A 10257-nucleotide genomic window follows, 5' to 3' on the forward strand; every position below is an offset into this window, starting at 1 on the left:
GAGCTGGTCGCCTTCATGCACAGCATGATCGGCCTGGCCGCGGTCTTTATCGCCATCGCCGCGGTGGTGGAGCCGCAGTCCTTGGGCATCGTCGCGCAGCTGGGCGATGCCATCCCGGCCGGCAACCGCCTGGAGCTGTTCCTCGGCGCGGCCATCGGCGCGATCACCTTCTCCGGTTCGGTGATCGCCTTCGGCAAGCTCTCCGGCAAGTACAAGTTCCGCCTGTTCCAGGGCGCCCCGGTGACCTTCGCCGGCCAGCACTGGCTGAACCTGGCGGTGGGCCTGGCCATCGTCGGCCTGGGCCTGGCCTTCACCTTCACGGGTAATCTCACCGCCTTTGCCGTGCTGGTGGCGCTGGCCTTCGTGATCGGCGTGCTGATCATCATCCCGATCGGCGGCGCCGACATGCCGGTGGTGGTGTCGATGCTGAACTCGTATTCGGGCTGGGCGGCCGCCGGGATCGGCTTCTCGCTCAACAACTCGATGCTGATCGTGGCAGGCAGCTTGGTGGGCTCCTCGGGCGCGATCCTCTCCTACATCATGTGCAAGGCGATGAACCGCTCGTTCTTCAACGTGATCCTCGGCGGCTTCGGCGCCGAAGCCGGTGCGACCGTCGCCGGTTCCCAGGAGCAGCGTCCGGTGAAGAGCGGCTCGGCGGACGATGCCGCGTTCCTGCTGGGCAACGCCGACAGCGTGATCATCGTGCCGGGCTACGGTCTGGCGGTGGCCCGCGCCCAGCACGCGCTGATGGAGCTGACCGAGAAGCTGACCCACCGCGGGGTGACCGTGAAGTACGCGATCCACCCGGTGGCCGGACGGATGCCCGGGCATATGAACGTGCTGCTGGCCGAGGCCGAGGTGCCCTACGAGCAGGTGTTCGAGATGGAGGACATCAACCCCGAGTTCGGCCAGGCCGACGTGGTGCTGGTGCTCGGCGCCAACGACGTGGTCAACCCCTCGGCCAAGACCGATCCGAAGTCGCCGATCGCCGGCATGCCGATCCTCGATGCGTACAAGGCGCGCACCGTGATCGTCAACAAGCGCTCGATGGCCAGCGGCTACGCGGGCCTGGACAACGAGCTGTTCTACATGGACAAGACCATGATGGTGTTCGGCGACGCCAAGAAGGTGGTCGAGGACATGGTCAAGGCCGTCGAGTAACCGCAGTCACGACCAGAGCCGGCGCCACCTTCGGGTGGCGCCGGCTTTTTGTTGTCCGGACCGTGCAGTTTGTCGTGAGGAGCGGGGTGCCCCTCAGAGGAACAGCTGGCCGAGCGGGGTGCTGGGGGTGACGAGCTGCGCCGGACAGTGCTGGCAGCTGTCCGCCTGGGCCGCCAGCAGCGGCAGCTGGCCAGTGGACAACAGGGCAGGGGAGAGGGCGGTGCTGGCGAAGAAAAGGACGAGGTACAGCGGCTTTCTTGTTTTCATTGTTGTTATCTCGCTATCGAACTGCGGTGGCAGCAAGCCGACGGCATGCCGTCGAGCTTCAAGGCCACCATAGGAAGCGATTGCACCTTTGTCCTAGTCCGAACGGACTAGATGCGACGAATGGCTGCGCCGCGGCAGGGCGGCGCGGCCGGTGCTGACGGACTGCGTTTCGCCGGCTTGCCGGGATGCCCCTCGCCGCTCCCGCGAGGAGTGAGCCTCTCCCTTGCCCGTCCCCCCGGCATCGTCCGAATGATCGATGAGTGTTTCCCCCCTTGTCTGATCGGACGATGCGCCGCCCCCCTCCGGCCGCCAAATTCTGACTATCCCCCGGTACCGCAGTCTGCTCTGGACAGCGGGTGCCGGGTCGACGAGGAGGAGTTATGCAGCCAGTCACAACAATTAAAAACGAATCAGCCTTGCGAACGGTGCCGCCTGCCGAGGTCGGCGCCCGCCAGTCGCACAATCGCTCCCGCATCCTGATCGGCCTGTGCGTCGTCGGCCTGGTGGCCGCCGGCACGGTCGCATCTTTCCTGCCGCGGCCCAGCCCGGCGTTCCCGTCCAGCGACGCGCAACCACAGCTCATGCTGATCAACGGCGCGGCGCAGGCCGAGGGCGGCAACCTGGTCGCCGCCGGCGAACTGGGCCACCTGTTCTACAGCAAGGGCGGCGCGCAATGGAGCGAGGCCAGGGTGGCCCCCCAGCGCGGTTCGACCCTCACCCAGGTGTTCTTCGCCGAGCCGGCGCTGGGCCTGGCGGTGGGCCATGACAACTGGATCCTGCGCAGCCAGGACGGCGGGCTGAGCTGGCAGGAAGTCAACTTCGACGCCGAAGCCGCCGAGGCGCTGATGAGCGTGTGGGGCAAGGCGCAAGGGCCGCTGTTCGCCACCGGCAGCTTCGGCCGCCTGCTGATCTCGGACGACCGCGGCAAGAGCTGGCAGCCGCGCGACACCGGCCTGGGCGACCGCCACTTCTATGGCATCGCCGGCGACGGCCGGCAGCGCCTGATGCTGGTCGGCGAATCCGGCCTGGTGGCGCGCTCGGCCGATGGCGGGCAGAGCTGGGAGCGCCTGGCGGACTTCTACAACGGCAGCTTCTTCGGCCTGATCGCCGTGTCGGCCAACGAGTGGCTGGTCTACGGCATGCGCGGCAAGGTGTTCCGCACCGGCGATTTCGGCGCGACCTGGCAGGAGATCGACGCCGACACCGGCCTCTCCCTGTATGGCGGCACCCTCACCGACGACGGCCGGGTGGTGCTGGTCGGCGAGGGTGGCGTGGTCACCCAGTCCGGCGATGGCGGGCGCACCTTCAAGCGCCTCAACGATGGCGGCGCCGGCAGCCTCTCCAGCGTCGCCGAGCTGGCCGATGGCCGGCTGATCTTCACCGGGCAGTCCGGCATCAGCGTGGCCGGCAAGCCGGCCAAATCCCCGACTCCCTGACACAAGCGGACACTCTCATGGACAACAACAAGAATGCCCAGTGGGTCTACCGCTGCGCCGACCTGCTCATGGCCAACCGCCGCTGGCTGCTGGCCCTGTTCATCCTGCTGACCCTGGTGTTCGCCGCGACGGCCACGCGCATCAAGCTGGACCCCGGCTTCTACAAGATGATCCCGCTCCAGCACCCCTACATGCAGACCTTCACCGAGTACCAGAAGGCCTTCCCGGGGGCCAACCGCGTGCTGGTCAACCTGCGCTGGAAGGGCCAGGGCGACATCTACAACGTGCAGTTCCTCAAGGCCCTGCGCGAGGCGACCGACGATGTGTTCTTCATCCCCGGCGTCGATCGCACCCGGGTCTCGTCGCTGTTCACCCCCGACACCCGCTTCATCGAGGTCACCGAGCAGGGTTTCTACGGCGACGTGGTGGTGCCGGCTAAGTTCGGCGGCTCGGAACAGGATCTGGCGACCGTGCGCCGCAACGTGGCGCGCGCCGGGGTGATCGGCCGTCTGGTGCAGGGCGACCTGCGCGGCGCGCTGATCCGCGCCGACCTGCAGGAAATCAACCCGGAGACCGGCGCGAAGGTCGACTACGTGGAGATCGCCAAGGCGCTCGACGCGGTGCGCGCCAAGTACGCCAGCGCGCAGATCGAGGTCGACATCATCGGCTTCCCGGTGCTGATCGGCGACGTGGTCAGCGGCCTGTCCGGGGTCTTCGTGTTCTTCCTGCTGGCCTTCGCCATCACCACGGTGCTGCTGTTCGCCTACTGCCGCTCGCTGCGCATGACCCTGCTGGCCCTGGTGGTGGCGCTGCTGCCGGTGGTCTGGTTGCTCGGCCTGCTGCCGCTCTTGGGCTACGGCATCGACCCGATGTCGATCCTGGTGCCGTTCCTGATCTTCTCCATCGGCGTGTCCCACGCGGTGCAGATGACCAACGCCTGGAAGCTCGAGGTGCTGGCCGGGGCGAGTTCGCTGGCCGCGGCGCACAGCTCGTTCCGCCGCATCTTCGTGCCGGGCGCCCTGGCCCTGCTGGCCAACGCGCTGGGCTTCGCGGTGATCATGCGCATCCAGATCGACAGCGTGCGCGAGCTGGGCATCACCGCGTGCCTCGGCGTGCTGCTGATGATCATCACCAACAAGATGATGCTGCCGATCCTGCTCTCCGGCATGCGCCTGGAAGACTCCGCCCGCCGCACCGCCACGGCGGGCGGCAAGCGCCATCCGTTCTGGTGGAAGCTGTCGGCGGTAACCAACCCGGCCACGGCCCTGCTGGTTGCCGTCGCCTGCCTGGGCCTGCTCGGCCTGGGCATCGCCGAGTCGCGCAAGCTCGTGATCGGCGATATCGGCAGCGGCGCCCCGGAGTTCCGTGAGGACTCGCGCTACAACCGCGACAACGCCAGCATCGTCGGCAGCTACGCGATCGGCGTGGACGTGCTGAGCGTGGTGGTCGAGGCCAAGGGCTTCGAGGGCGACGCCTGCCTGCACTACTCGGTGATGAACGCGGTCGACCGCTTCGCCACCTTCATGCGCGGCGTGCATGGCGTGCAGTCGGTGGTCAGCGTACCGGACATGGCCAAGGTGGGCATCAGCGCCAACAACGAGGGCAATCCGCGCTGGGCCGCGCTGCCGCGCAGCAGCCAGGCCCTGCAGCAGGGCGCCGAGGCCTACAACCCCGACCTGGGCATGAACACCCAGGGCTGCACGGCGATGCAGGTGCTGATCTACACCAAGGACCACGAAGGCGCGACCCTCCATCACCTGACCAGCGAGATCAAGCGCTTTATCACCGAGCAGCCGACGTCCGACGCACAGTTCCGCGTCGCCGACGCCTTCCGTCTGGCCGGCGGCAACGCCGGGGTGATGGCGGCGACCAACGAGGCGGTGGAGCAGGCCGAGGTGGAGATGCTGGTGGCCATCTTCGGCGCCATCACCCTGATGTGCTTCCTGATGTTCCGCTCCTGGAAGGCGGTGCTGTGCATCATCGCGCCGCTGGCGGTGGTGTCGGTGCTGTGCAACGCGCTGATGGCCGCGCTGGGCATCGGCCTCAAGGTGGCGACCCTGCCGGTGGTGGCCCTCGGGGTCGGGGTAGGGGTGGACTACGGCATCTACCTGTTCGAGCGGGTCAAGCACCAGATCGAGGAGGAGGGCCAGGACCTGCGCATGGCGTTCTACGAGGCGATGCGCCAGCGCGGCACGGCGGCGATCTTCACCGCGGTGACCATGTCGGTCGGCGTGGCCACCTGGGCGTTCTCGCCGCTGAAGTTCCAGGCCGACATGGGCATCCTGCTGGCCTTCATGTTCCTGGTGAACGTGTTCGGCGCCGTGCTGCTGCTGCCGGCGCTGGCCTGCTGGCTGAACGTCGGCGGCGAGCGCCATAGCGTCCGCGCGGACGCCACGCTGTCGCCCGCCACGCCCTGACCGCCGTTGCCTGTATGAAACCCGGGTGCCGTTCGCAAGAGCGGCAGCCGGGATTTTTTATAACGGCCAATAGCCGCTCGAATTCCCATTCCAGACAACTTCGACAGCCCTTCGCCGACCTGTCGCGCGTGCGCGCCAGAGTTCTTTTCCGCTAGCACAAGGGCCACCGGGCAGCCTAGTCCGAACTAAGTATGTAAGCGACTTTTAGGCGGGTAATGATGAACTTACTCGGCCAGCCAGCCCGGCAATGGTCGATGCAAGAGCCAACTGCTGTGCGCCTTGCAATTGGCGGGTCTGCCGCGATTCAAGAGTCATATCAGGGCAAGAAGAACTTACAAAAGCGCCCCAGAGGAGCTGAACCGATGAACCAAAAATACAATAATCTCGGCCGCCTGCCGCGCCACTTCAGACTCAGCCTATTGGGCTGTGCCGTAAGCGCTCTGGCAATTCCGGCAGCGCAGGCCGGCTCGTTCGAGTTTGGCGATGGTTTCGAAGTCGATTATCTGGCCACCTTCAACTACGGCCTGAACATGCGTGCCGAGAAACAGGCCGACGAACTGTTGAACAATATCAACGGCGACGACGGTGACCGCAACTTCGACCGCGGCAGCTTCTTCAACAATCGCGTCAGCCTGCTCGCCGAAATGGATATCCATAAGGGCGATTACGGTCTGATGGTGCGTGGTTCGTCCTTCTACGACTTTGCCTACAACCGCAAGAACGACAACAACTCGCCGGATACCGTCAACAAGCTTGGCGACCACGACGAGTTCACTTCCGACGCCCGCCAGCGCGTCGGCACCCGTACCCGCCTGCTCGACACCTACCTGTACGGCGGCACCACCGTCGGCGACAGCGGCTTCCTCGACCTGCGCCTCGGCAACCAGGTGGTGGCCTGGGGCGAGAGCCTGTTCATCTCCGGCATTTCCGGCGTGCAGGGCCCGGTCGACGCCACCAAGGCCAACATCCCCGGCACCGAGATCAAGGAAATCCTCCTGCCCGAACTGCAGGCCTCCGGGCGCCTGTCGATCAACGACTGGACCCTGCTCGGCTACTACCAGTTCAAGAACCATCCCTATGAACTGTCGCCGGCGGGCGAGTACTTCTCCTACGCCGACATGATCGGCCCGGGTGGCCAGTTCATCCGCTTCGCGCCGGGCGACATGGCCACCCTGGCCAGCTTCGGCGGCGCACTGACCCGCGGCGAGAGCGACAACGCCCGCGACGGCGGCGAGTGGGGCGTCGGTGCGCGCTACAAGCTCACCCCCTATACCGAGGTGGGCGCCTATCGTCTGCGCTACCACGAGCGCACCCCGAACGTGATGCTCGATATTCCCAGCGGCCAGTATCACCTCAAGTACTTCGAGGATGTCGACCTGACCGGCGCGAGCATTTCCACCCGCCTGGGCGACTGGCAGGTTTCCAGCGAGGTCAGCTACAAGGACGGCCTGTCGCTGCTGACCAAGACCGGCGTGTCGCGCGGCCAGGCGACCCAGGCGCAGGTTTCCGCGCTGAAGACCTGGGGCACGACCTGGATCGCGCCGCAGACCTCCTTCGCCGGCGAATTCGGCGCGGTGCACGTCAATGACGTCGACGACGGCGGCCTCGACGCCCTCGCCAACGACCGCAACGCCCAGTTCGGCCAGTTCATGGTCACCCTGACCTACCCGAACGTGTTCAACGGCTGGGACCTGGACGTGCCGTTCAGCTACGGCCACGCCTTCAACCAGTCCTCCGTCGGCACCTTCGGCTTCGGTGGCGACGGCGACGCGCGCGCCAGCCTCGGCGCCAAGTTCAAGTACCTCAACAACCTGGAGATCGGCGCTACCTACAACGCCTACCTGGGCTCGGCCGACCCGCTGGAACGCCCGCTGGCCGACCGTGACTTCCTGGCCATCAACTTCAAGTACAACCTGTAAGAGCAGGAGATCCCGCGATGAACAAGACCCTCTTCCGAGCCAGCCTGCTGAGCGCAGGCATCCTCTGCGCCTTCAGCCAGACCGTATGGGCCAAGGTTTCTCCCGAAGAAGCCGCGCGCCTGGGCAAGGATCTGACCTGCTCCGGAGCCGAAAAGGCCGGCAACGCCGACGGCACCATTCCGCCGTTCTCCGGCAAGTGGCTGGGCAAGCCCGATAACGTCAGCTTCGAAGGCACCGGCAAGTTCTGGCCGAACCCCTACGCCGACGAAAAGCCGCTGTTCACCATCACCGCGCAGAACATGGCGCAGTACGCCGACAAGCTCAGCGACGGGCAGAAGGCGCTGTTCAAGAAGTATCCCGACACCTTCAAGATGCCGGTGTACCCCAGCCACCGCGACTTCCGCTTCCCGGACTGGGTCTGCGAGGCCTTCAAGAAGAACGCCACCACGGCCGAACTGGTCGACGACGGCCTGGGCCTGAAGGCGGTGACCGGCTCCAATCCGTTCCCGATTCCGAAGACCGGCCTCGAGCTGCTGTGGAACATCAACAACACCGGCCCGCAGCCGTTCAAGACCGAGCTGATGACCCAGGATGTGGTGGTCTACCCCGATGGCAACCTGGCCTGGGGCAAGACCGAGAACAAGTTCCTCGGCGTGCGTTCCGAACCGGGGGCCATGCGCGACACCACGGACCTGACCCCGCCCTTCGGCGGCATCATGTCGCTGACCATCCAGAAGACCCACCTGCCGCTGCGCGACAAGGGCACCGTCTACGCCACGCGGGAAAACTCCAACTACAAGACCCAGCCGCGCGACGTCTACCTGTACAACCCGGGTACCCGCCGCGTGCGCCAGGCGCCGTCGTTCGGCTTCGACATGCCGCAGGGCGCCGGCGGTTTCCGCACCGTCGACGAACACCACATGTTCAACGGCTCGCCCGAGCGCTACGACTGGAAGATCGTCGGCAAGAAGGAGATCTACATTCCCTGGAACGCCTTCGCCACCAACCAGGCCGACGTGAAGATCGCCGACCTGACCAAGCACAAGGGCCACGTGAATACCGAGCTGATGCGCTTCGAGCTGCAGCGCGTCTGGGTGCTGGAGGCAACCCTCAAGCCCGGCTTCCGCCACCAGTACGCCAAGCGCGTGTTCTACATCCAGGAAGACACCTGGGGCTCGGCGCTGTCCGACCAGTACGACGGCCGCGGCCAGCTGTGGCGCACCGTGCTGGGCAACTGGATGTGGGCCTACGAGTCGCAGACTCCCTACTGGGGCATCGCCGCGCACCACGACCTGATCTCCGGCGCCTACCTGGTGGACAACATCGCCAACGAAACCGGCGCGCCGGTCCTGGAAACCCAGGAAAACTGGACCCCGGCCATGTTCAGCGCCGAAGCGGCGGCACGCTGGGGTCGCTGATCCGCTAGCAAGCCGTTAAGACCAAGCCCTCCCCATCCTGTGGGGAGGGCTTTTTCATTTCGGCGGATGCTGGAGCTGCGGAGGCGAAAGCCGCCCCAGGCTGTCTTTCCTTTACCATGATGTTTCGACTCCCCGCGACACCGCCCCAGGGCCAGGAGCACAAGCACATGAACATTCCGACCTTTCGCACCGCCGTCCTGGCGGACACCGACCGCTGCTACGAGATCGAGACCTCGGCCTACGAAGGCGACGAAGCGGCCACCCTGGAAAAGATCGCCACGCGGATCGAGCAATACCCCGAAGGCTTCCTGGTCATGGAGCTGGAGGGCGAGGTGATCGGCTTCATCAACTGCGGCTGCGCGCACGACGTGGTCATGTCCGACGAAGCCTTCAAGGAACTGGTCCGCCACGATGCCGAGGCGCCGAATGTGGTCATCATGTCGGTCGTCATCGACCCCGCGCACCAGGGCAAGGGCTACGCCACGCTGATGATGCGCACCTTCGTCAAACAGATGCGCGAGCTGGGCAAGAAGACCATCCACCTGATGTGCAAGGACCGCCACGTCGAGTTGTACACGCGCATGGGCTATCGCTACGTGCAACCCTCCGCGTCCGACCACGGCGGCATGGCGTGGCACGAGATGGTCATGGATATTTGAAGCCGAGGGAGCAGGGGAGCGAGGTCTTTCCCCGAGACGCGGCGACAAAACCGCCCCGCCGCGGCCATCCCGGATGGACGCAGTCGCCTGAGCAGGGCTCGGGAATACGCCATGACTTCACGGGGCTGTATATGAAGAGGTCGTTCCCGCGCAGGCGGGAATCCACAAGGCCCGCAGCAGCCAGGCTCCCGCCTTCGCGGGAGTGACGATAGGTGGCTATTTCAGGCCTTCCCCAAGCGCGGGTTACCCCTTTACTGCCGCTTCGATCGCCGCCACATCGATCTTGCGCATGGTCATCATCGCGTTGAACGCGCGCTTGGCCGCGGCCCGATCGGGGCTGGTAAAGGCGGCCGTCAACACCCGCGGCGTGATCTGCCACGACAGGCCCCACTTGTCCTTGCACCAGCCGCATTCGCTCTCCTGACCACCGTTGCCGACAATCGCGTTCCACAAGCGGTCCGTCTCGGCCTGGTCGTCGGTCGCTACCTGGAACGAGAAAGCCTCGCTGTGCCTGAACGCCGGCCCGCCGTTAAGCCCCAGGCACGGAATGCCCATCACCGTGAACTCGACGGTCAGCACATCGCCTTCCTTGCCCGCCGGATAGTCCCCCGGCGCCCGATGGACGGCACCCACCGCGCTGTCAGGGAAGGTCGCGGCATAGAAGGTCGCAGCGTCCAGCGCGTCGTCGTTGTACCAGAGACATATGGTGTTTTTGCTGGTCATCTTGGGGCTCCGCGGGTGGGGGTGGGAGATGGAGTCTAGCTGCGTCACGGAGGGAGACGCGGAGCGCCTGGGAAGGAATACCCAGCCGAACGCGCTGGCGGGCAAACGACACCACCCTGTAGGGGCGAATTCATTCGCCATGGGCCGCAACGCGGCCCCGGATGTTGCCCACGGCAGGCCAAAGGCCTGCTTGGCGAATGAATTCGCCCCTTGTATCTCGACTGCCATCCCTCCTGGGGTGATAGTTCCCGACTGAT

At 65.8% G+C, this 10257-nt stretch carries 8 protein-coding genes; 6 read left to right on the plus strand and 2 right to left on the minus strand.

What is annotated here, in order from left to right; all coding sequences use genetic code 11:
* Nucleotides 1-1161 (plus strand): NAD(P)(+) transhydrogenase (Re/Si-specific) subunit beta (locus tag LMJ29_RS03270; RefSeq protein WP_229604008.1); only part of this gene is annotated, 1161 nt, incomplete at its 5' end.
* Between the two features lie 93 nt (nucleotides 1162-1254).
* Here the strand turns inward: LMJ29_RS03270 and LMJ29_RS03275 are convergent.
* Nucleotides 1255-1428, minus strand: coding sequence for a hypothetical protein (locus LMJ29_RS03275; protein ID WP_229604010.1), 174 nt, complete (start codon nucleotides 1426-1428; stop codon nucleotides 1255-1257).
* A 425-nt stretch (nucleotides 1429-1853) separates the two neighbouring features.
* Here LMJ29_RS03275 and LMJ29_RS03280 point away from each other — a divergent pair, with 425 nt between their 5' ends.
* From LMJ29_RS03280 to LMJ29_RS03300, 5 genes are all read left to right on the plus strand, one after another.
* On the plus strand, nucleotides 1854-2864 hold the full coding sequence (locus tag LMJ29_RS03280; protein WP_229604022.1) for a WD40/YVTN/BNR-like repeat-containing protein: 1011 nt from the start codon (nucleotides 1854-1856) through the stop codon (nucleotides 2862-2864).
* 17 nt (nucleotides 2865-2881) lie between these two features.
* Nucleotides 2882-5281 carry an efflux RND transporter permease subunit gene (locus LMJ29_RS03285; protein WP_229604012.1) on the plus strand — a complete coding sequence of 800 codons (2400 nt, stop codon included), beginning with the start codon at nucleotides 2882-2884 and terminating at the stop codon, nucleotides 5279-5281.
* 362 nt (nucleotides 5282-5643) lie between these two features.
* Nucleotides 5644-7200 carry a DUF1302 domain-containing protein gene (locus LMJ29_RS03290; RefSeq protein WP_229604014.1) on the plus strand — a complete coding sequence of 519 codons (1557 nt, stop codon included), beginning with the start codon at nucleotides 5644-5646 and terminating at the stop codon, nucleotides 7198-7200.
* 17 nt (nucleotides 7201-7217) lie between these two features.
* Nucleotides 7218-8618 (plus strand): DUF1329 domain-containing protein, encoded by a 1401-nt coding sequence (locus LMJ29_RS03295; RefSeq protein ID WP_229604016.1) that lies wholly within the window; start codon nucleotides 7218-7220, stop codon nucleotides 8616-8618.
* A gap of 167 nt (nucleotides 8619-8785) precedes the next feature.
* Nucleotides 8786-9277 carry a GNAT family N-acetyltransferase gene (locus LMJ29_RS03300; protein WP_229604018.1) on the plus strand — a complete coding sequence of 164 codons (492 nt, stop codon included), beginning with the start codon at nucleotides 8786-8788 and terminating at the stop codon, nucleotides 9275-9277.
* Nucleotides 9278-9520: 243 nt separating this feature from the next.
* Here the strand turns inward: LMJ29_RS03300 and LMJ29_RS03305 are convergent, their stop codons facing one another.
* Entirely contained in the window at nucleotides 9521-10000 is a 480-nt protein-coding gene (locus LMJ29_RS03305; RefSeq protein ID WP_229604020.1) for a VOC family protein, read from the minus strand.
* Nucleotides 10001-10257 lie beyond the last annotated feature (257 nt).

This window comes from Pseudomonas oryzagri (assembly GCF_020831405.1).
GTDB lineage: Bacteria > Pseudomonadota > Gammaproteobacteria > Pseudomonadales > Pseudomonadaceae > Geopseudomonas > Geopseudomonas oryzagri.